Source organism: Myxococcus virescens, from assembly GCF_900101905.1.
In the GTDB taxonomy this organism is placed as follows: Bacteria; Myxococcota; Myxococcia; order Myxococcales; family Myxococcaceae; genus Myxococcus; species Myxococcus virescens.
The window spans coordinates 202,383-221,766 of the sequence record NZ_FNAJ01000008.1 but is presented as its reverse complement, the minus strand read 5'-3'; the positions used below and the strand labels follow the sequence as shown (position 1 = coordinate 221,766).

Here is a 19,384-nt window from a genome sequence, read left to right as displayed (position 1 = left end):
CGCCGCGTGCTCCTTTTCTGCTGGAAGCGTGTCGTTCCCCTGCTGGCCGTCGCGGTCCTGACGGCCCCAGGGTGCAAGAATCCCGAGAGCGCGGCCCCGACGGGTGGGCAGTCGGCGTCGCCCGCCCCGCAGGCTCCTGCCGCTCCGGCCCCGGCCGAGCCCGCCACCGCGCCCGTGGACCCGGCCGCGGCCGTGTCGGGCATCCCGGGCATGGACTTCTCCTCGCTGTCGCCCACGGCGAAGCGGGAGTTGGGCACGGTCTTCAATGACGAGTTCTGCTACTGCGGCTGCCCCCACACGCTGGGCACCTGTCTGAAGTCGCACACTCCCTGCAAGCACGCCCGGCGCATGGCGCAGCTGGCCGCGCGCAGGGTGTCCGAGGGCAGCCCGGCCACCGAGGTCATCCTCTCCCTGTCGACGTACTACTCCGCCTTCCGCGACCCGCGGGCGCAGTTCAAGGTGGATGACCGGATGTGCATGGGCCCGGCCGGCGCGCCGGTGACGGTGGTGGAGTTCTCCGACTTCGAGTGCCCGTATTGCGCCAAGGCCCGCCCGGTGCTGGAGGCCTTCGCCAAGAAGCACGCGCAGCAGGTGCGCTTCTGCTACCTGCCGTTCCCCCTGTCCATGCACGCCAACGCGAAGCCGGCGGCGCAGGCTGCGCTGTGGGCGAGGGACCAGGGCAAGTTCTGGCAGATGCACGACGCCCTCTTCGAGCACCAGTCCAACCTCAAGCCAGATGCGATTGCCGCCCTGGCGACGTCGCTGGGCCTGGATGGCGCAAAGCTGGCGGCGCTGCTGAAGACGGACGCGTATAAGGAAGAGCTGGACGGCTACCGCAGCCAGGGCCGCGCGGCGGGCATCAGCGGCACGCCCTCCGTGTACTTCAACGGACGTGCGCTGGACCTGTCCTTCGTGGAGGCGGAGATGCTGTCGCACAGCCTGGAAGACGAGCTGGAGTGGTCCGCCAACAAGAACGCCTGGGCGGCTGACTGACGCCGCCATGACACCCCGCTTCCGCATCGACGCGTCGGCGCAGCTCGTCCCCGAGGACCGGCATGTGCCTTCACCGCTGGCGGGGCGCTCGGGAACGTACGCGCTGATGGCGACGGCGCCCGACCTGCTGGTGTTCTCCCGCACGCCCGCGGAGGGCGGCTCCATCCCAGTGCCGCGCGTGGTGCTGGCGGGGGACGCGGGCGGCTTCCCGCTGTCGGACCTCATCGCCTTCCTCAGCCAGTCGCGCTGGAGCGGCGTGGTGCGCGTCCACTCGCCGGGCGGAGAGCGCTCCGTCACCCTGCGCGAGGGTGAGGTGCGCGGCGCCTCCTCCGACGACCCGGCCGACCGGCTGGGCGAGGTGCTGGTGCGGATGGGCTACGTGGAGCGCGCCCAGGTGGAGGCGGCGCTGCGTGAGCAACCGCCCTCCAAGGTGGGGCGCTCGCTGGTGGAGAAGGGGCTGCTCAAGTCGCACGACCTCTTCAAGTGCGTCACCCACCAGGTGAGCGAAATCTTCCACGCCATCGTCCTGTGCCGGGAGGGGACCTTCTTCCTCATCGACCAGCCGGTGGAGGACAAGTCCGGTCACATCATCCAGCTGTCCACGCAGAGCCTGCTGATGGACAGCATCCGGAAGATTGACGAGATGGCGCACTTCCGGAAGCGCATCCCCCACGGCCGGCTGTACGTGACGCGCAAGCGCGCCTCGGACGGCAAGCTGGAGGAGGACGAGGACCGGGTGCTGGGCCTGCTCGACGGCCGGCGCACGATTCTGGAGCTGGGGCACGCAGCGCGCCTGTCGGAATTCGACGTCACCAAGGTGGTCTTCCGCCTGCTGGAGGGCGGCTTCGCCTCGGTGACGGACAAGCCGCTGATGGTTCCTGGCCCGGGCGTCCCGACGCCGATTCCCCAGCCGTCCGAGCGCACGGCGCAGGCCCCGGCCCGCGCGCCCGCGCGCCCGGTGGTGACGGTGGATCCGCGCCCGGTGGCCCGCGTCTTCAACTTCATCTTCCGGGAGATTCGCGACGAGGTGGCCAAGCAGGGCATGGATCGCGAGTTCATCGCCGCGGCCAACGCCGCCCTCTCCGGTCAGGGCCTGTCGTCGTCGCCGGTGCTGGAAGGGCTGGCCTTCGCTCCGGACGGCAGCCTCCCGGAGAACAAGCTCATCGAGAGCTTCGAGCGCCACCGCGCGCAGCTGGGCAGTGAGCCCCTGGCGACCTTCCGGCAGGCGCTCAGCGACATGATGTTCTTCCTGCTCTTCCAGGCCGGTGAGTTGCTGGAGTCACGCGCGGACGAGGACCTGGCCCGCCGCGTGAAGGAACTGCTGTCCACGCTCGAGGTATCGTGACGGATTCTGGTTGGCCGCGCCTGACGGCGGAGGTGCCCGGCTGTGGGGGCGCCTTCAAGCTGGTTCCCGAGGACTTCGAGGTCGAGGAGGTTCCCGCCTACCTGCCTTCCGGCGAGGGCGAGCACCTCTACCTCTGGGTGGAGAAGCGGGGCCGCGACACGCGTGAGCTGGTGCGCGCGCTGGCCGCGTCGCTGGGCGTGTCCGAGGACGACATCGGCGTGGCGGGGATGAAGGACCGGCACGCCATCACCCGGCAGCTGGTGTCCGTGCCCGCGCGCGCCGAGCCGAAGGTGCCGGAGTTCGCCCTGGACGGCGTCCAGGTGCTGTGGACGAAGCGCCACGGCAACAAGCTCCGCACCGGACACCTGCGGGGCAACCGCTTCCGCCTGCGCCTGCGCGACGTGAAGGATTCGGGCGCGGCGCGGGAGACGTTCTCCCGGCTGGTGGCGCAGGGCGTGCCCAACTACTTCGGCGAGCAGCGCTTCGGCCGGGCAGGGGACAACGCCGACCTGGGCCGGTTGCTGGTGCTGGGCCAGCGGCTGCCGAAGCGGCCGGACCGTTTCCAGCGCAAGTTGTACCTGTCCGCCTTCCAGTCGCGCCTCTTCAACCAGGCGCTGGCTGCGCGGCTGCACGCGGGGACGCTGGCCACCGCGCTCGCCGGCGACGTGCTGCGCAAGGAGGAGACGGGCGGCCTCTTCGCGTGCGAGTCACCCGAGGTGGACGGCCCCCGCGTGGCCGCCTTCGAGGTGAGCCCGGCAGGCCCGCTCTTCGGGCCGAAGATGACGGCCTCCGCCGGAGCCGTGGCTGAGCTCGAGGCGCGGTTGCTGGCGGAAGCGGGCGTCACACCGGAGGACTTCAAGCGCGGCGGTGGTGAGACGGAAGGCAGCCGCCGCCCCTACCGCGTCCGCCTGGGCTCGCCCGAGCTGACCGCGGAGAAGACGGCGGACGGCGAGGACCTCTGGCTCACCTTCGAGCTGCCTCGGGGCGCGTATGCCACCGAGGTCCTCCACGAGCTGCTCAAGGACGGCTGAGCCCCGAAACGACGACGCCTCCGCGGGCGCGAGGCCCCGGAGGCGTCTGGTGCGTCGTGCCCCGGCCAGGTGCGGCCGGGGCAGGGCGGTTGCTACTCCGCCACCTTGAACTCGGTCCGGCGGTTCATCGCGCGGCCCGTCTTGGTGCTGTTGGGGGCAATGGGCTGCGTCTCGCCAAAGCCCACGGCCTGGATGCGGCCCGGGTCGATGCCGCGGCGGAGGAGCTGCGCCATGACGGCGTCCGCGCGGCGCTGGGACAGCCGCAGGTTGGAGGCGTCGTTGCCCATCGAGTCGGTGTGGCCCTCGATGCGGATGCGCTTGATCCACGGCGCGTCGCGCAGGGCCTGCGCCACGTCGTCGAGCACCGCGGTGCTCTGCTTGCCGTAGATCTTGTGCGAGCCGGAGCTGAAGAGGATCTGCTTCTTGATTTCAATCCGGTCGCGCTTGATGACGACCATCTTGTACTGCTTGGCGCAGCCGCGCTCCTCCTGGACGCCCGGCTCCTCGGGGCATGCATCCAGCCGGTCCACGATGCCGTCACCGTCGGTGTCCTTGTCCGGGCAGCCGCCGTTCTCCGTCGGGCCGGCCTCGTTCGGGCACTTGTCCTGGACGTCCGGCGTACCGTCGCCGTCATTGTCCAGGTCGGGGCAGCCGTCCTCGTCCTGGAAGCCGTCCTTGTCCTCGGGCTCGTCCGGGCACTTGTCGTCCACGTCGAGGACGCCGTCACCGTCCTTGTCGACGATGGGGCAGCCCAGGTTCTGCATGGGGCCGGCCTCGTTGGGGCACTTGTCGGCCGTGTCGACGATGCCGTCGCTGTCGTTGTCCAGCTCGGGGCAGCCGTCCTCGTCCTGGAAGCCGTCCTTGTCCTCGGCCTGGTCGGGGCACTTGTCCTCGGAGTCGATGATGCCGTCGCCGTCGCGGTCCTTGGGCGCCTCGGCCGGGCAGCCCTGGTTCTCCGGCACGCCGGGGGTGAGCGGGCACTTGTCGTTGCCGTCCAGCACGCCGTCGTTGTCGTTGTCCGGGTCGGGGCAGCCGTCCTCGTCCTGGAACCCGTCCATGTCCTCGGCCTGGTCGGGGCAGGGGTCGTCCTTGTCCAGGATGCCGTCGCCGTCGCTGTCCGTCTCCTCGATACGGACCACCACTTGCGGCTGTTGCGGCTGCTGGGGCTGTTGCGCCTGCGAAGCCTCCGGCCGGTCGCGGACCAGCACCTGGCGCGGGCCACAGTTCTTGGAGAGCTCCAGCGCGCGGTTCACCGCGGCGTCGGCGGTGCGCGCGTGGGTGTCGGCGCGGCCGCTGTTGCCCTGACTCAGTTCGCCACGGGCGAAGTCGAGGTGGGCCTCGGCGGTGGCCAGCTCCACGGGCGCGCAGCGCAGGGCGCCGCTACGGCGGGCTCGCTCCACGTTGGCCGCGAGCACCTCCGTGTCCGCGCGAATCTTGCTGCCGCTGACACAGGAGAGAGAGAGGAGGAGGGGAAGCAGCGTGACCAGGGAAGGACGCGTCATCGGGAAGCGCTCGGTCATCACGGGTTCGGAGTCCGGCCGCCGGGCTCGGTGCTTCCGGCCACGGCCATGGCCTTCTCGCGGGCCTCGTTGGCGTAGCGGGAGGCCTTCACGGCGAAGTCGACGCCGGCTTGATAGTCGGAGTACCCCACCTCCTCGCGGGCCTTGCCGATGTACAGGTTGGCGGCGGTCCACTCGTAGGGCGCGAGCTTCTCCGCCCCGGCGGTGCGCGCGGCCTGAATCTGCACTTCAGCGTCGAGGATGTTCGCGGTGGACTTCACGGGGCCGCACGCGGTGAGCGTCCCCGACACCGCCACCAACGCCATCAGCTTCTTCATAGGGTGGCGCCTTGAGAGAGAGGTGAAACCTGGCGGTCGTATCAATCGCTCCCTGGAGGGTCAAGAATCGGGCAGACGTGCCGGCCGGGGAACCGGGCATGTGGTGGGACTTTGACGGCCGGCGCCGCCCTTGCCATCGTCGGGGGCCCGTGCCTCCGTCCGTCCGACTCGTCCTCCTGCTCTCGCTGCTCCTCCCCTGGACCGCCCTGTCCGGACCCGCGTCCGCCGCCAAACGGAGCTCCCGGCGCGCGGACACGGACGCGGTCATCCAGACCGTGGTGCAGGGGGGCGCCGTCCCCGCGGCCGTCTCCCGCCTGCGTTTCCTGCGCGAGGAAGCCTACGCGGCCCGGGAAATCGCCTCCACGCTGCGCACCGTCCACGAGGAGCGGCTGCGCCGCAACCTCACCGCGGTGCTTGCGGGGCTGGGAACGCGCGCCGCCGAGCCCACCCTTGCGGGCCTGGCGTCGGATGAGGACAGCGCGGTGCGGATGTATGCCGCGCAGGGCCTGGCGAAGCTCAACAGCCGGCATACCCAGGTGCTGGTGCCGCTGCTGGAGGACAAGAGCAGCGGGGTCCGCCGCGAGGCGGCGCGGGCCCTGGGCGCCTCGCGCAATCCGAAGATGGGCGCCCTGTTGGTGAAGACCGCCCGGAAGGAGCCGGAGGTGGAGGTGCGCGCGGCCCTGCTCGCCGCCGCGGGAGAGGCCGGGGACGCCAAGCAGGCGTCGGCCCTCAAGGAGTTCCTCGCCAGCGATTCGGAGAGCACCCGCTTCGCGGCGGCGCGCGGCCTGTGCCGGCTGGGCTCGCCGGAGGGCTTCGCCTTCGCGGGCAAGCTGCTCGGCTCGGACGACCGCTTCGTGCGCCGGCAGGGCCTGGAGCTCTACGAAGGCGTCAGCGCGAAGAAGGCTTCCCCCGCGCTCAAGCCGCTGCTGGAGGACAAGGACCGCGCGCTGGCCGCCAGCGCCGCCCGCATCCTCCACGAGGGCGGGGACGCGTCGATGTTGGAGTGGCTGGTGCTGGCGTCGTGGAACGCGAAGTCCGACGAGAAGCTCGCGTACGAGCGGGAGCTGGAGACGCTCCAGCTGCGTGACGACCGGCGCAAGGCCATCCTCCGCAAGGCGGGTGTCGCGCAATGAAGGTCGTCGCGGTCCTGGCCGCGGCCCTGCTGTCGCAGGCGCCCGCGGTCCCCACGCCCCCGGAGGACGTGGACACCCGGCCCGGTGCCGAAGTGCTCCTGGAGTCGCCCTCGGCGTCCAAGCAGCTCGCCACGGCCCGTCCGGTGAAGCCCAATGGCTGGGTGGGGCTCAGCGCGGAGGCGCGCGCCGCGCTCGTGTCGGAGGACGCGGACGCGCCGCTGGCCGGGCGGCTGCTGCGGATGAGCGAGCGCTTCATCAACACCCCCTATGTCCTGTCGCCGCTGGGCGAGGGCCAGGGCGTGGACCCCGACCCCACCTTCCGGCTGGACGCGGTGGACTGCCTCACCTTCGTGGAGCAGTCGATGGCGCTGAGCCTCGCGGGCAGCGAGGACGAGGTGGCGCCGCTGCTCGAGCGCATCCGCTACGCGAGCTCTCCCACCTATGAGGACCGCAACCACCTCATGGAAGCGCAGTGGCTGCCCAACAACATCCGCAAGGGCTTCCTGACGGACGTGACGCGGCGCTACGCGGGGGATGACGCCGTCACGGTGACGAAGTCGCTGACGAAGGTCACCTGGCAGTCGCGCTCGTCGCAGGCGCTGGGCCTGCCCAAGGCGCAGCAGGTGGTGGGCACGTACCCGCTGAACATGCTGCCCCTGGAGCGGGTGATGGCGCACGCGCGCGACATCCCCTCGGGCACCATCCTGGTGGTGATGCGCGAGGACCTGCCGCTGAAGGCCACCCGCATCACCCACCTGGGCTTCGTGGTGCAGCGCAAGAAGCGCACGTACCTGCGCCACGCCTCACGCGGCGGCTACAATCGCGTGGTGGACGAGGACCTGGAGACGTTCCTGGCCCGCAACGGCCGCTACTCGAAGTGGAAGGTGACGGGCGTCAGCCTCTTCGAGCCACGCCGCCCCGATACGGCGAGCGGCGGCTCGGTGGCGCGCCCGGTGCCCTGAGCGCGTTCAGTAGGCCGGTGGCGGCACGGCGGGGGATTCGGTCTCCCGCTCCTCGGCCTCCGCGGCAGGGGATTCGGTCTCCCGCTCCTCGGCCTCCGCGGCGGCGGCGGCCTCGTCGTTGGTGGCCAGCTCCCGCAGGCGCTCCTGCTCAATCAGCGTCGTGGCCCGGACCTGCTGGTCGGCGGGGACGTGGATTTCCCACCAGGGCAGCACGTTGCCGGTGGTCAGCTTGTCCACGACACCCGAGCGGCCCGCGCGCACCAGGACGGGGATGTTCGCGTCCTGGAGGAGCTGCGTGTAGACCTCGGCGGTGAAGGGGTCCTCCGCGGAGCCGGCCCGGACGAAGACACGGGTATCCAGCTCATGCGGGAGCGGCAGCCCCCTGCTGCGCATCTCCTCCGCGCTCACGAGGAGCGGGTTGCCTGGACAGTCAGCACACGCGTTGACGCTGTCCTGATACTCGGAGCCGCACCTGGCACAGTATTTCATCGCCGTCCCTCCAGCCCGTGGGTGTCTGGAGGAAAATAGTAGGTCCGGGGGCCGTAGACGGCACCCGGGGCTCGTCACTTCGTTCAGTGTCGTGCTTCGTCGCCCAGCCTGCACACCGCGGCGCTGAGGCGCTCCACGTCGATGGGCTTGCGCAGCACCACGTCACAGTGTTCAGAGCCCTGCACCTGTGTGTAACCGGACACGAGGATGACGCGGGCCCGGGGTTCGCGCTCCTTGACCTTCTGCGCGAGCTCGGTGCCGCACATGCCTGGGAGGGATTCGTCCGTCACCACCACGTCCGGGTGCTCGGCCTCGAACATCTCGAGGCCGGCCAGGCCATCCGTGGCCGTCTTCACGTCGAACTCCGACTCCAGCAGCTCCGCCAGCAGCTCCCGGCTGTCCCCGTCGTCCTCGACCAGCAAGACCTTGATTCGTTCAGCGCCCATGCCCTTGAGAAACCCGCGCGGCGGTGGGGATTCGTCCATCCCGGATGCGAGCGCTTCGCTGCCCACCCGGCCGGAGAGCAGGGGAGCGTCAGGCGGGCTCCATTAATGGGCAGGGGGTGGCTCACCACCGGGCGTCAGGCTGCCCATCTTTGGGCTCGGAGGAAATGCCATGAAGGTGTTGCTGCGTGGAGTGCACCTGAACCTGTCGGATGCTCTCAAGTCGTATGTCGACGAACACCTGGTGCGCCATATCGAACGGTTCGCGGATGACGAGGCAGCGGAAATCGACATCTCGCTGGTGGACACCAACGGGCCCAAGGGCGGCATGGACAAGGAATGCCGGGTCACGGTGCGACTGCCCGGGCTCTCCTCGGTGCATGTGACGGAGACGGCGGACTCGTTGTTCCCCGCCATCGACGCATCGCGTGACCGGTTGGAGACGAGCCTCAAGCGCATGCTGGGGAAACGGCGCGACGTTCATACCAACGGCCTGCCCGAGGACGTGGCGGCCGACGTTCCCACCTACTAATCGCGGTTGGCAGCGGCAAGAGCCCGGCCCCTCAGGTCGTACACCTGGCGGCCGGGCTCGTCGTGTCCAGTGCCCGAATCTTGCTGGGGCCGAACGGTGAACGCTATAAGCGGAACCCTTCAACCTCGGGCTAAAAGGACGGCGATGGTCCGCCTCAAGTTCCTCGTCTTCGCATTCCTGGTCATCGGACTGGGCGTTGCTCATCTGCCGATGCTGTCGGGACCGCTGCGCGAGCGCGCCGTCGCCGGTGCATCGGCCCAGGCTTCCGCGGGCGCCGCCGAGGTGGCGCGCCGTGTGGATTCTCGTCGTGCCGAAGTGCAGTCGCTGGCGCTGAAGCTCGCGGCCATGCCGGAGGTGGTGTCCGCCGCCGCGCCGCCGCTTCCGGAGCAGCCCGCGCCGCGCAACCCGCGTGAGCGTGAGCGTGAGCGCGCCGAGGTGGATGCCACCGCCGCCCGCGCATTCACCGCCGAGCGCTTCGCCGCGGTGCGCAGCGCCGTCGAAGCCTTGATTCCCCAGGAACTCAAGGGCGCGGTGGTGGCCGTGGTCGCCCAGGACACGCAGTTCCATGCGGTGGCCGGGGCCGAGCCGTCCTCGGACGCGGCGAAGCTGGACGTGGTGAGCCTCGTCAAGTCCGGGGCCAGCGTGGTGGATGCCTTCGGTGCGCCGCATGCCTTCGCCGTGGTGCCGCTGTCGTGGAACGCCGGAGCGCCGGCGGTGACGCTGGTGCTGGGCGCGCCGCTGCTGGACGAGGCCGGGCTGGAGGCCGCCGTCCAGGCGTCGGACGCGGCCGCGCTGGCGCTGGTGAAGGGCGACGCGCTGGCGGGCGTCGCCGGTCCGCAGAAGCTGCTGGCGGAAGGCTCGCTGACGAAGGTCGCCGCGGATGCCTCAGGCGTGGTGCTGAGCACGGGCAAGTTCCTGGAGCTGGGCCCGGTGGCGCTGCCTGTCTTCACCCAGAATGACCCCCTGGGTGGGAACGCGCCGTTGATGGTGGGCTCGCGCCGCGCGCTGGCCGGCACGCCGCTGGAGGTGCTCGCCATCGCCAGCACGCAGCCGGTGCTGGGGACGCTGGCCGCGTATCAGCAGAACGCGCTGTTCGCCCTGGCGGGCCTGCTGGGCCTGAGCCTCCTGTGGACGCTGATGATGGGCTCTGGCCGCAAGGCGGCTGACGCGGAGGCGTCCAGTGGCAGCTTCGACACGCTGAGCCTGTCGGCCGCCATGGCCTCGGCGCCCGCAACGGCCGCCGTCACGCCGCCGCCGGCCCCTGTGCCCGCCGCGGACCCGTTCGCTTTCGCGCCGCCGCCCGCCGCTCCGGCCCCCGCCGCGGACCCGTTCGCCTTCGCGCCGCCGCCCGCCGCTCCGGCACCCGCTGCGGACCCGTTCGCCTTTGCGCCGCCGCCCGCGGCTCCCGCCCCTGCCGCCGACCCGTTCGCTTTTGCTCCTCCGGCCCCCGCGCCCGCCGCCGACCCGTTCGCGCTGCAGGCGCCGCCGCCGGCGGGAGACCCGTTCGCGATGTCGCGCCCGGCGCAGGCGCCGGTGGGCGACCCATTCGCGTTCGCCCCGCCGGCTCCGCCTCCAGTCCCCGCGGCGGACCCGTTTGCTTTTGCCCCTCCGGCGCCCGCGCCCGCGGCGGACCCCTTCGGCTCGGCCGAGGCGTTCCCGTTCCCCGCGCCGCCGCAGCAGCCCGCGCACGCGGGGGCGATGCCGTTCGAGTCCTCACCCGAGTCCTTCGGTGGGCCCGAGCCGCTGTCGCCCGCGTCGCCTCGCCGGGGCGCGTTCGCCTTCGAGGACCAGCCCACGGCGGCGTACTCGCTGCAACAGGCGGCGGACCCCTTTGCCCTGGCGGCCTCCCAGGCCGCACCGGACAGCCCGGAGACGACGCGCGTGGCGGCGATTCCGCGCGAGCTGCTCCAGGCCAGCGCGCGGCCTCCGACGTCGGACGCCATCCCCATGCCGCCGCCGCGCTCCGCCCCTCAGCCCGCCGCGATTCCGCTGCCGGGCCTGGGCAACTCCGCGGTGGCGCTCACCGACGAGCAGCACTTCCAGGAGGTCTTCCGCGAGTTCCTCACCACCCGTGAGCGGTGTGGCGAGGCGGCCGACGGCCTGACGTACGACAAGTTCGTGCAGAAGCTCCGCAAGAACAAGGAGCAGCTCGTCCAGAAGTACGCGTGCAAGACGGTGCGCTTCCAGGTCTACGTGAAGGAAGGCAAGGCGGCCCTCAAGGCCACGCCCGTCAAGGACTGAGCCCGAGCGCGGCCCTGGCCGCTGCTGAAGCGCAGAAGGCCCGTGGTCTCCTCGAGAGGCCGCGGGCCTTCTCGTTTCGGACGTTCGCGCGGGCCGCCTTCGGAGCCCGTGGTTATAGAGGCCCGCGGAGGCGGTTCATGCACAACGCGGTCTACCTGGGGATTGCCATCGTGGCCGAGGTGGTGGCGACCTCGGCGCTCAAGAGCTCCAACGGCTTCACGCGGCTGGGGCCGTCCATCCTCGTGGTGCTGGGCTATGGCGTGGCCTTCTTCTGCCTGTCCTTCGCGCTGAGGACCATCCCCACGGGCATCGCCTACGCCATCTGGTCCGGGGCGGGCATCGTCCTCGTCTCCGGTGTGGCGTGGCTCCTTCACGGCCAGCGGTTGGACGTCCCCGCGCTCGTGGGCATCGGGCTCATCCTGGCGGGCGTCATCGTCATCAACACCTTCTCCAGGTCGGCGGCGCACTGAGGCGCCTGGCGGAGCTCGCGCGGGAGATGTCGTTGATATCAGGAGGGGGACGATGCAGACGCGGTACGTGCCGAACCTCACGGGGATTCCGGAGACGATGCTCTGGACGCTGCACTCCCGGGCAGGGGAGGCGAAGCGGCCGGACGGCGTCCTGAAGGACGCGGAGGCGCTGCGCATCTACGGCGCCATCGACTACGACTTCGAGAAGTCCTTTGGCCGCGCGGAGCCGTCCCTCGCGATTCGCGCGGTGGCGATGGACCGGACCATTCGCGCGTGGCTGGCCACGCACCCTGACGGCTTCGTGGTGTCGCTGGGAGAAGGACTGGAGACGCAGGCGCATCGGCTGGACAACGGGCAGCTGCGCTGGCTGAGCGTGGACCTTCCGGAAGCCGTGGCCATCCGGGAGCGCTTCCTCACGCCGAACGAGCGGCTGATGCACTGCCCGGTGAGCGCCCTGGACCGCGCATGGATGGACCGCGTGGACGCCAGCAAGGGCGTGTTCATCGTCGCGCAGGGCCTCTTCATGTACTTCGAGGAAGACGACGTCCGTCGGCTCATCGTGGACATCGCCGAGCGCTTCCCGGGCGCCGAGCTCCTCTTCGACACGATTCCCCGCTGGTTCTCGCGGCGCACGCTCAAGGGGCTGCGCCGCACCCTCGCGTACCAGCTGCCACCCATGCCCTGGGGCATCAACCGCGACGCGCTGGAGGCGACGCTGCGGCGGTGGGCGCCGCGAATCCGCCAGGTGGAATTGAAGCCCTACACCTTCCCGCGGGGCTTCTTCCGGTACGGCTACAACGGTCTCAACAGGCTGCCCTGGGTGAAGGAGCGGTTGCCCGCGCTGGTCCACGTCCGCTTCGCGGAGCGCCGCGTCTGAGTCAGGCCGCGCGCGGCAGCACGAGGCTGAAGCGCGCGCCGTGGCCGGGCTCCCCGCCAAGCTCCAGCTTGCCGCCGTGCTCCTGGAGGATGCGCGAGGCGATGGCCAATCCCAGGCCGGTGCCGCCGTCCTTGGTGGTGAAGTAGGGCTCGAAGATCCGGGCGCGGTGCTCCAGGGGAATGCCGGGGCCGCTGTCCTCTACCTCGACGATGGCGTCGGCTTCGGTGGAGCGCACGCGCACGCGCAGGGTGCCACCCGTGGATGCCATGGCCTCCTCGGCGTTCTTCACCAGGTTCACCAGCACCTGGGTGAGCTGGTCGCGGTCCGCCCGCGCCACCACGCCCGTCTGGAGCGTGGGCAGAATCTGGATGCCGGCCGGAGGCGTGGCGTACAGCGCCAGCACGCTCTGCGCCAGCTCGCCCAGGTCCACGGGCGCCAGCTGCGGCTTGGGCATCCGCGCGAAGTGGCTGAACTCGTCGACGATGCGGCGCAGCCGGTCCACTTCCTCCAGCACCACGCCCGCGCTCTCCTTGAACATGTCGGGGAAGCGCGGGTGCTTCGCTTCTTGCGCGGCCTGGAGCGTCTCCAGCGACATGCGGATGGGCGTCAGCGGGTTCTTGATTTCGTGGGCCAGTCGCCGCGCCACTTCCTGCCACGCGGCGATGCGCTCGCTGGCCATCAGCCGCTCGGTGGTGGCCTTCAGCTCGGACGTCATGCGGTTGAACGTCCGCACCAGCTCGCCCACCTCGCCGCTGGCCTCCACCGTCACCTGGGACTCCAGCGCGCCTTCGGCCACGCGCCGGGCGCCCTCGGTGAGGGCCTCCACCGGCCGCGTCATCCACCGGGACACCAGCAGGCCCAGCAGCACCGCGAAAGTGCCGCCCAGCGCCGCCAGCAGGAGGAAGGCGCGCATGACGCCCTGTTCCGCTTCACGCGCGGCGGCGCGGCTGAAGACGAGCCGCACCGTGGCCGCTTCTCCCAGCGGCAGCACCTTCGTCACCGTCGGTGGTTCGGCCGTGCCCGCGCTGGCCAGGGGCGTGTCACCCGCCAGCAGCGTCACCTGCGTCTGGGTGAGGCGGGCCAGGTGCTGCGCCAGGCTCTCATCGAGCAGCACGCCGCCCACGGCCCACAGCCGCAGGTCCCCGAAGTCCACCGGGCGCGCGGTGACGAGCGCCGGAAGCTGACGGAGTCCGGAGGCCGTGCGCACCTCCACGCGCACTGGCACGGGCCGGGGTGACTTCTGCTGGGTGACGGCGAAGAGGGCCGGGTCCGGGTCTCCCCGGCGCGCGGGCAGGTGGCCGGAGGAGAGCACCCTTCCTTCGCGGTCGAAGAGGGCCAGCACGCTCAGGCCGCGACTCTTCATCAGGGCCTCGGCGGTGCCGGCCTGGATGGCGCGGGTGGGGCGGTCGCGGGCCTCGCGGGCCAGGTCCTCCATGCTGGTGCTGTCCACCAGCTCCTCCACCGCGCGGCGGGCCGTGGCGCTGGAGCGCTCCAGGGACTCCTGCGCGGAGGCGGTGGCGGCCTCCATGCGCGCGTCCAGCTCGCGCGACAACGTGTCGCGCAAGCGGGTGAGGGTGGGGGGCACGACGACCGCGAGCGGAACCAGGGCCAGCAGGGCGAAGGCGAGCGCCAGCCGCGTCCTCAAGCGCATGCCGTTCTCCTCAAGGACGTCCTCCCATCGCCGTCCCCTCCGGTGGAAGCACGTGCAGTCCGTCCAGCGAGGGGAGGCCTTGTGCATCCATCATCACCCCGCCCACGTCCGGAGCGAAGCGCATTCCCAGCCCCTGCACGTACAGGGGGACCAGGGGCACGGACGCGGCCAGGGCCAGGGCTCGCTCGCGCGCCCGCGCGTCCCGCGCAGCGGAGGATGCAAGCGCGCCGATGGCGGGCAACTCCACGCCCAGCAAGTCCTTGCGCCCACCGGCATCCAGCACCACCGCCAGCGCAGGCCCGGGGATGGGGGGCAGCAGCAGCGCGTGCAGCATCAGCTCGAAGTCGCCCTGGGCCCAGCGGGCGCGCAGGGCCGCGCGCGGGAGCGCCTCCAGCGCCACGGTGTAGCCTCGCTCGTGCAGCTTCACCTGGATGCGCTCCGCCACCGCGCGCTGGTCCTCCACCGATGCGTCGTAGCGCAGCGTCACCGTCCGCGCGGGGCTCGCCGGCAGCGCGGACGGCCGGGGGCGCGCGGGCGCGTCCAGCATCACCGGCGGGAGCAGGTGCGGCATGGGCTGCGCGGGCGCCTGGACGAAGAGTCGGGTCAGGTCCTCGCGGTCGATGGCGCTCTCCACGGCCTGCCGGAAGTCCGGGGGCAGCCGCCGAGGGGAGAACGCCAGGAAGGTGGCGTAGAGCGGCGCGCCGGCCGTGGTGTCCGTCTCCGACGCGACGCCCAGCTCCACCTGGACCTGCCGGGACGACCACAGCCGGGAGAGGCCGCGCTGGTCCGTGGCGGTGAGCAGCAACCGGTCCAGGTACGGGCGCCCCTGGGGCCAGGCCGTCTGCGCTTCCAGGGCCCCGCGTCCCGCGGCGGTGAAGGGGCCCAGCGCGTTGGGGGCGGCGGGCGGCGCCAGCGCCGGATGGCACAACGCGCGCTCGAGGTCCGGCCAGGGGTAGGCGAGCGTCAGCTCCAGCGTGGCGCCCTGGGGCGTCACCTGCCGCGCTTCACCGCGCAGCGGATGGAAGAGGGCCCGGTACGGGGATGCGCCGTCGTTGCTCGCCAGCCGCATCCATGCACGCGCGAGCGCGGTGGCGGACGCGGGGTTGGGCAGGGTGATGCGCAGGGACTGGGGCGTGGGGCGTGACAGCTCCCGCGCGAGCGCGGGCTCGAAGCCGCCGTCCCGTGTGGCACGGCACACCGGCGGGGAAAGCAGCCCCAGCAGTGTTGCTTCCAGGGGCGTGTCGGCCAGCGCGGGCTCGGCCACTTCCGGCGGGCCGCCATGGGCGACGCGCAGCTCACCCCCGTAACGAGGACGGCCGGCCGCCTGCGCGGACGCGGACGCGAGCAACGCGAGGCAGGCAAGGGTGGAGCGGAGTCTCATGGCGCCCCCTGGCGCAGGAGGAACAGCTCGCTGGTGCCGTCCGGCTTCCAGAGGCCCACGATGACCTCGCGGCGCTTGTCGCCGTCCAGGCGGGCCGTCACCACGTACAGCGCGCGGCCCGTGGGCAGGGCGCCCTGCCACAGCGGTTCGTGCGTGCCGGGGTCGTCCCCGGAGGTTCCGTGCACGCGCAGCACATCGGGGGCGGGGGTGAGCTGAGTCGAGGTGGTGATGAGCTCCGGCACGCCGTCCCCATCCAGGTCTCCCAGCGCGCTGCCAGCGCCCAGGTTCGTCCAGCGCGCCGGTGCCGCGCCCGCGTGCGCGTAGAAGGCCGCGGTGCCATCTGGGTGGACGAACAGCATCCGCTGGGCATCCATGCTCGCGGTGGTGAAGGGCGCGGGCACCGTCAGCGTGCGGCCCTCCGCCAGCTTCAGGGTGGGCGCGAAGGCTGTCTGTCCCGGGACGAAGGTGCCTCGCTCGGTGGCGCCCAGCGGCGCCGTGTCCAGCGTCCCCACGGCGCGCAGGGTGGCGCGGGTCTTGTCCAGCGCCAGGAGCTCGCCGTGCGCATGGCGGGTGCTCCACGCGGCCAGCCGAGGGGGCCCCGGCAGGAACGCCAACGCGCCAAAGGGCTCCCGGGTGGTGGCGCTTCCAGCAGGCAGGGAGTCCAGCTCCTTGCGTGCGACGAGCCGCCCCTCCGCGTCGAAGACGGAGACGTCATGCTCCGTCAGGGCCGCCACTTCATCCCGGCCATCCCCGTCCAGGTCCCCGGCGGCGAGCGCCGCCAGGGGATGCTCCAGTCGCGCCAGCGCCGCGCCCAGCAGCCGGATGCCTTGAGGGCCCGTTTCCGGGGGCGACGTGGGCGAAGCGCCTGCACCCTCCAACGCGAGCGCCAACACGGTCGGGTCCGCGGGCACCGTCTCCACCAGCGTGGCGGCGGGCTTGGGCGGCCGCGTGGGCGTGCGGCCGGACCAGAAGTTCACCCAGGTGCCAATCACATCACCTCGGGCGCGCAGCGCGCCGCCTTCGACGTCCAGCGAGAGCCGCACCAGCGTCCGGGCACCTTGCGCGCGCGCCAGCGCCTCGGCGGCATCGGCCGTGGGCGCCTCCAGCACCACGGGCGGCAGGCCCGCGGAGGAGAGCTGCGAGGCGAGCATCGTGCTCACCGCGCGGCGGAGCTCGGCCGAGCCGCCCGTGACATTCACCGCCACCGGCGACTCCACGCCACGCTGCGCGCGCACGGCCCCCGTCACCTGCCGGGCGAGCCGGGGAATGGCGGCGGTGGTGTCGGACGCCGGCGCCGCCGGCGCCACGAGCGTGGCCAGCGCGGGGGCGAGCAGCAGGGCCCGGGCGGGGCTCACAGTCCCCGCCTGTTGCCTTCGTCGAGGAAGAACTGGTCGGTGGTCACCTGTCCCGGCGGCGGCGCCTCCGCGGTGGGCTGCGTGCCTTCGAGGAAGGGCTCCAGCCGGCCCGGGACGGAGTTGCCCGCCAGCAGTCCGCTGATGGGGTCGATGCGCACTTGCACGACGCCGGGGGGAACCTCGAACTCCCGCGTGGGCAGTCCTTCGTGGGCCACGCGCATGAACTGGAGCCAGATGGGCAGCGCGGCGCGGCCACCCGTCTCACTGCCGCCCAGCGGCGCGTTGTTGTCGAAGCCCACCCACGCGCTGGCCACCCAGTCCGCCGTGTAGCCGGAGAACCACGTGTCGCGGGACTGCTGCGTGGTGCCCGTCTTGCCAGCGGCGGGGCGCTCCAGCGCGAGCACGGCCCGGCCTGAACCGTCCTCCACCACGCTGCGCATCAGCGACGTGGTGAGGTAGGCCACCGCGGGCGGCAGCGTCTCCTCGAAGGCCGGCTGATGCTCCTCCAGCACCTTGCCGCGCGCGTCGCGCACGCGCAGCAGCATCAGGGGCTCCGCATAGCGGCCACTGGCCTGGAGCGTGGCGTAGGCGTTGGCGGCCTCCAGCATCGTGACTTCGCCGGTGCCCAGGGCCAGCGTGAGGTTCTCCGGCAGCGGGGAGTGGATGCCAGCCCGGCGCGCGAAGTCGATGGTGGTGGCCGGAGTGAGCGCTTCGATGAGGCGCACGGACACCGTGTTCTTCGACTTGGTGAGCGCCTCGCGCAGCGTCATCGGCCCGTGGAACTGGCGGTCGTAGTTCTGCGGCTTCCACGTCTTGCCCGTGTACGGGTCGCGGACGGCTTCGGGGGCGTCATTGACCTTGGACAGCGGCGTGTAGCGGCCACTGCCCATGGCGGCGGCGTAGAGGAACGGCTTGAAGGACGAGCCAGGCTGCCGCTTCGCCTGCGTGGCGCGGTTGAAGGACGAGCGCTCCGCGTCGTAGCCGCCCACCAGCGCCACCACGTGCCGGTTCTCCGGACGGATGACCACCAGCCCGCCCTGCACCTCGGGCACCTGGTCCAGCGTCGCTTCCACGAAGGCTGGCGCGGGTGGTGCCTTGAGCACGCGCACGAAGACGAGCTGCCCCTCCGTGAAGACGTCGGAAATCTTCTTCGGTGCGCTCTTGCCCTTCTGCCGCGCCCAGGAGACGGTCGTGAAGGCCACTTCGGCGGTGCGGCCCACCAGGTCCACGCGCGCCACGTTGCGCTTGTCATCCACCTGCATGACGTAGCCCGTGAGGCGCAGGCCTTCCTCCATGGGCTTGAGGCGCACGGACTGCGCCAGGAGTTGGTCCGCGGAGAGGGGCGCCTCGTCTTCGGGCGACAGGTCCGGCCGCTGCTCCTCGGTGCCTTCCTCTTCCAGCGGGTCCAGGGGCGCACCCGCGGTCTCGGGCGTCTTCGGCTCTTCCTTCTCCACCTTCGCCAGCGAGGACAGGTCCGCGACGTAGCCCTGGTCCTTCTGCCGGCGGCCCGCCTCCTCGATGCGCGTGGCGATGAGGGCCCGGTAGCGCTCCCACTGGCCCTTCTCCAGCGCGCCACGGGGACCGCGGTAGCCCTGGCGCCGGTCCACCGCCTCCAGGCCGTCACGCACCGCCTGCTCCGCCGCGAGCTGGAGCTTGGGCACCATGGCGATGTCCACGCGCAGCCCGCCCTCCATCACCGCCTGCTCGCCGTAGCGCGCGATGAGCGTGCGGCGAATCTCCTCCGTGTAATACGGCCCCACCACCTTGCCCCGCCGGGGAGCCAGGACGATGGGCTTCTCCTTCTCCGCCTCCGCGACGTCCGCGGACACGAAGCCGTTGCGCGCCATCTGGTCCAGCACGTAGCGCTGACGCGACTTCGCCCGCGTGATGTTCGTCACCGGGTTGATGCGGTGCGGGAGCTGCACCGTGCCCGCGAGCACGGCGGCCTCGCCCACGTTCAAGTCCTTGGCGTGCTTGCCGAAGTAGAAGAGCGCCGCCTCCTCCATGCCGTAGCGGCGCTGCCCGTAGTAGGACTGGTTGATGTAGAGCGAGAGAATCTGGTCCTTGGTGAGCGCTTCCTCCACGCGTGGCGTGAGAATCCACTCGCGCGCCTTGCGGGAGAAGCTGCGCTCTGGGGACAGCAGCAGGTTCTTCACCACCTGCTGGGTGATGGTGGACGCGCCGGACTTGCGGCTGTTGGGGATGAGGTTCTTGATGGCCGCGCGGGTGATGCCGAAGAAGTCCAGGCCCTCGTGCTTGTAGAAGTCCGCGTCCTCGGCGGCCAGGAAGGCATTGCGGACGTGGGGCGGCAGGTCCTCCACGCGAATCAACGTGCGCCGCTCGTGCGCGAACTCGGCGCAGAGCGTGCCGTCGCCACACGTCACCTTCGTCACCTGCGGCGGCTGGTAGTTGCGCAGCGCGTCCACGGAGGGCAGGTCCTGGCTGTAGTACGCGTAGCCGCCCGCCACGGTGATGGCGCCGAGCACCAGGCACACGAGGCCGGTGATGAGCAGCCGCTTCGTCCAGCGCCACAGCCGGGCACCGAACCCCGGTCGCGAAGGCGGCGCGGGGGGAGTGGGTGTGGAGGAATCAGGCGAAGAGGGCATCTGGGGAGCCGTGGTCATTGCGCTGGAAAGAAAGTCCG

The 19,384-nt window shown here is 71.6% G+C and carries 17 protein-coding genes; 9 read left to right on the top strand and 8 right to left on the bottom strand.

The features are described 5' to 3' along the window. Window positions 1-6: 6 nt before the first annotated feature. The 3 genes from BLU09_RS23450 to truD are packed head-to-tail and all read left to right on the top strand — an operon-like array spanning window position 7 to window position 3,369. Window positions 7-993 carry a DsbA family protein gene (locus BLU09_RS23450; protein WP_090491735.1) on the top strand — a complete coding sequence of 329 codons (987 nt, stop codon included), beginning with the start codon at window positions 7-9 and terminating at the stop codon, window positions 991-993. A gap of 7 nt (window positions 994-1,000) precedes the next feature. Beyond that, window positions 1,001-2,338, top strand: a complete 1,338-nt coding sequence (locus BLU09_RS23445) for a DUF4388 domain-containing protein (RefSeq protein ID WP_186817914.1) — start codon at window positions 1,001-1,003, stop codon at window positions 2,336-2,338. Continuing rightward, window positions 2,335-3,369, top strand: a complete 1,035-nt coding sequence (gene truD, locus BLU09_RS23440) for a tRNA pseudouridine(13) synthase TruD (protein WP_090491733.1) — start codon at window positions 2,335-2,337, stop codon at window positions 3,367-3,369. Before BLU09_RS23445 ends, truD begins: the two co-directional genes overlap by 4 nt. A 92-nt stretch (window positions 3,370-3,461) precedes the next feature. Here the strand turns inward: truD and BLU09_RS23435 are convergent, their stop codons facing one another. Together BLU09_RS23435 and BLU09_RS23430 are read right to left on the bottom strand one after the other, a co-directional pair. Continuing rightward, window positions 3,462-4,871, bottom strand: coding sequence for an OmpA family protein (locus tag BLU09_RS23435; RefSeq protein WP_167371142.1), 1,410 nt, complete (start codon window positions 4,869-4,871; stop codon window positions 3,462-3,464). Window positions 4,872-4,888: 17 nt separating this feature from the next. Next, a complete protein-coding gene (locus BLU09_RS23430) occupies window positions 4,889-5,206 on the bottom strand; it encodes a DUF4398 domain-containing protein (protein WP_011555164.1) in 318 nt (105 codons plus the stop codon). Window positions 5,207-5,283: 77 nt separating this feature from the next. On the opposite strand from BLU09_RS23430, the gene BLU09_RS23425 reads away from it, so the two are divergent. Next, complete coding sequence (locus tag BLU09_RS23425; RefSeq protein WP_090491730.1) at window positions 5,284-6,339, top strand: HEAT repeat domain-containing protein; 1,056 nt, start codon at window positions 5,284-5,286, stop codon at window positions 6,337-6,339. After that, window positions 6,336-7,301, top strand: a complete 966-nt coding sequence (locus BLU09_RS23420; RefSeq protein WP_090491729.1) for an N-acetylmuramoyl-L-alanine amidase-like domain-containing protein — start codon at window positions 6,336-6,338, stop codon at window positions 7,299-7,301. The genes BLU09_RS23425 and BLU09_RS23420 overlap by 4 nt, the downstream gene beginning before the upstream one ends. 6 nt (window positions 7,302-7,307) lie before the next feature. Here the strand turns inward: BLU09_RS23420 and BLU09_RS23415 are convergent, their stop codons facing one another. Together BLU09_RS23415 and BLU09_RS23410 are read right to left on the bottom strand one after the other, a co-directional pair. Beyond that, window positions 7,308-7,790: a putative signal transducing protein gene (locus BLU09_RS23415; protein WP_090491728.1), complete on the bottom strand. Its 483-nt coding sequence runs from the start codon at window positions 7,788-7,790 to the stop codon at window positions 7,308-7,310. An 83-nt stretch (window positions 7,791-7,873) separates the two neighbouring features. Continuing rightward, window positions 7,874-8,236 carry a response regulator gene (locus BLU09_RS23410; protein ID WP_026114334.1) on the bottom strand — a complete coding sequence of 121 codons (363 nt, stop codon included), beginning with the start codon at window positions 8,234-8,236 and terminating at the stop codon, window positions 7,874-7,876. 169 nt (window positions 8,237-8,405) lie between these two features. On the opposite strand from BLU09_RS23410, the gene hpf reads away from it, so the two are divergent. The 4 genes from hpf to BLU09_RS23390 all read left to right on the top strand — a co-directional run bounded on the left by hpf (window position 8,406) and on the right by BLU09_RS23390 (window position 12,353). Next, a complete protein-coding gene (gene hpf, locus BLU09_RS23405; protein WP_090491726.1) occupies window positions 8,406-8,765 on the top strand; it encodes a ribosome hibernation-promoting factor, HPF/YfiA family in 360 nt (119 codons plus the stop codon). 144 nt (window positions 8,766-8,909) lie between these two features. Next, a complete protein-coding gene (locus BLU09_RS23400; RefSeq protein WP_090491725.1) occupies window positions 8,910-11,006 on the top strand; it encodes an MXAN_5187 family protein in 2,097 nt (698 codons plus the stop codon). Window positions 11,007-11,143: 137 nt separating this feature from the next. Next, window positions 11,144-11,476: an SMR family transporter gene (locus BLU09_RS23395; RefSeq protein WP_011555157.1), complete on the top strand. Its 333-nt coding sequence runs from the start codon at window positions 11,144-11,146 to the stop codon at window positions 11,474-11,476. A 52-nt stretch (window positions 11,477-11,528) separates the two neighbouring features. Further along, window positions 11,529-12,353 (top strand): class I SAM-dependent methyltransferase, encoded by an 825-nt coding sequence (locus BLU09_RS23390; protein ID WP_090491724.1) that lies wholly within the window; start codon window positions 11,529-11,531, stop codon window positions 12,351-12,353. 1 nt (window position 12,354) lies between these two features. Here BLU09_RS23390 and BLU09_RS23385 read toward each other — a convergent pair whose 3' ends face one another. Genes BLU09_RS23385 through BLU09_RS23370 form a run of 4 tightly spaced genes read right to left on the bottom strand, consistent with a single transcriptional unit; the run spans window position 12,355 to window position 19,364 of the window. Beyond that, on the bottom strand, window positions 12,355-14,004 hold the full coding sequence (locus BLU09_RS23385) for an ATP-binding protein (RefSeq protein WP_090491723.1): 1,650 nt from the start codon (window positions 14,002-14,004) through the stop codon (window positions 12,355-12,357). 10 nt (window positions 14,005-14,014) lie between these two features. Continuing rightward, window positions 14,015-15,385: an ABC transporter substrate-binding protein gene (locus tag BLU09_RS23380; RefSeq protein WP_090491721.1), complete on the bottom strand. Its 1,371-nt coding sequence runs from the start codon at window positions 15,383-15,385 to the stop codon at window positions 14,015-14,017. Next, a complete protein-coding gene (locus BLU09_RS23375) occupies window positions 15,382-16,740 on the bottom strand; it encodes an FG-GAP repeat domain-containing protein (RefSeq protein WP_090491720.1) in 1,359 nt (452 codons plus the stop codon). Before BLU09_RS23375 ends, BLU09_RS23380 begins: the two co-directional genes overlap by 4 nt. After that, complete coding sequence (locus BLU09_RS23370; protein WP_244171963.1) at window positions 16,737-19,364, bottom strand: penicillin-binding protein 1A; 2,628 nt, start codon at window positions 19,362-19,364, stop codon at window positions 16,737-16,739. Before BLU09_RS23370 ends, BLU09_RS23375 begins: the two co-directional genes overlap by 4 nt. Window positions 19,365-19,384 lie beyond the last annotated feature (20 nt).

Excerpts from the sequence above, each read along its gene's own strand:
- BLU09_RS23445 (WP_186817914.1), top strand. The coding sequence starts at position 1,001 with ATGACACCCCGCTTCCGCATCGACGCGTCGGCGCAGCTCGTCCCCGAG.
- BLU09_RS23435 (WP_167371142.1), bottom strand. The coding sequence starts at position 4,871 with ATGACGCGTCCTTCCCTGGTCACGCTGCTTCCCCTCCTCCTCTCTCTC.
- BLU09_RS23430 (WP_011555164.1), bottom strand. The coding sequence starts at position 5,206 with ATGAAGAAGCTGATGGCGTTGGTGGCGGTGTCGGGGACGCTCACCGCG.
- BLU09_RS23420 (WP_090491729.1), top strand. The coding sequence starts at position 6,336 with ATGAAGGTCGTCGCGGTCCTGGCCGCGGCCCTGCTGTCGCAGGCGCCC.
- BLU09_RS23415 (WP_090491728.1), bottom strand. The coding sequence starts at position 7,790 with ATGAAATACTGTGCCAGGTGCGGCTCCGAGTATCAGGACAGCGTCAAC.
- BLU09_RS23410 (WP_026114334.1), bottom strand. The coding sequence starts at position 8,236 with ATGGGCGCTGAACGAATCAAGGTCTTGCTGGTCGAGGACGACGGGGAC.
- hpf (WP_090491726.1), top strand. The coding sequence starts at position 8,406 with ATGAAGGTGTTGCTGCGTGGAGTGCACCTGAACCTGTCGGATGCTCTC.
- BLU09_RS23400 (WP_090491725.1), top strand. The coding sequence starts at position 8,910 with ATGGTCCGCCTCAAGTTCCTCGTCTTCGCATTCCTGGTCATCGGACTG.
- BLU09_RS23395 (WP_011555157.1), top strand. The coding sequence starts at position 11,144 with ATGCACAACGCGGTCTACCTGGGGATTGCCATCGTGGCCGAGGTGGTG.
- BLU09_RS23390 (WP_090491724.1), top strand. The coding sequence starts at position 11,529 with ATGCAGACGCGGTACGTGCCGAACCTCACGGGGATTCCGGAGACGATG.
- BLU09_RS23385 (WP_090491723.1), bottom strand. The coding sequence starts at position 14,004 with ATGCGCTTGAGGACGCGGCTGGCGCTCGCCTTCGCCCTGCTGGCCCTG.
- BLU09_RS23380 (WP_090491721.1), bottom strand. The coding sequence starts at position 15,385 with ATGAGACTCCGCTCCACCCTTGCCTGCCTCGCGTTGCTCGCGTCCGCG.
- BLU09_RS23370 (WP_244171963.1), bottom strand. The coding sequence starts at position 19,364 with ATGACCACGGCTCCCCAGATGCCCTCTTCGCCTGATTCCTCCACACCC.